The 319-nt window shown below is 38.6% G+C and carries 1 protein-coding gene; it reads right to left on the bottom strand.

Going from position 1 to position 319, the window contains the following annotated elements; all coding sequences use genetic code 11:
• Nucleotides 1-131: 131 nt before the first annotated feature.
• The coding region (locus WAE57_RS15830; protein ID WP_337711312.1) for a transposase at nt 132-319 on the bottom strand (188 nt) is incomplete at its 5' end.

Raw genomic sequence — 319 nt, 5'->3', positions numbered from 1 at the left:
TAATTAAACTGAATCTCAAACCCAGTCTTTTACCTCTATTTCGGTAACGTTCAGCAATAATTTTAAAGGTCTTCAGGCGACCAAATACATGCTCGATCCCGATTCTTCTTTTGTTGAGTTCAGGATCCAGTTTACAGTACCTTTTGGCTTTTATCGGCAAGGATAAAAGCACCAGAAGGAATCTGCTTTAAATTGCGTTTGAATAGCTCGAAATCATGCACCGTACCGTGATCAGTGCATAAACTCAGAATTTGCTGAGTTTTATAATGGATGATGGCCTGTACTTTAAAGGTATGCGTCTTTTTCTTGCCACTATAGT

This window comes from Acinetobacter sp. NS-4 (assembly GCF_037402435.1).
In the GTDB taxonomy this organism is placed as follows: Bacteria; Pseudomonadota; Gammaproteobacteria; order Pseudomonadales; family Moraxellaceae; genus Acinetobacter.
The sequence above is the reverse complement of the archived record's forward strand: the minus strand, read 5'-3'. Positions and strand labels throughout refer to the sequence as shown.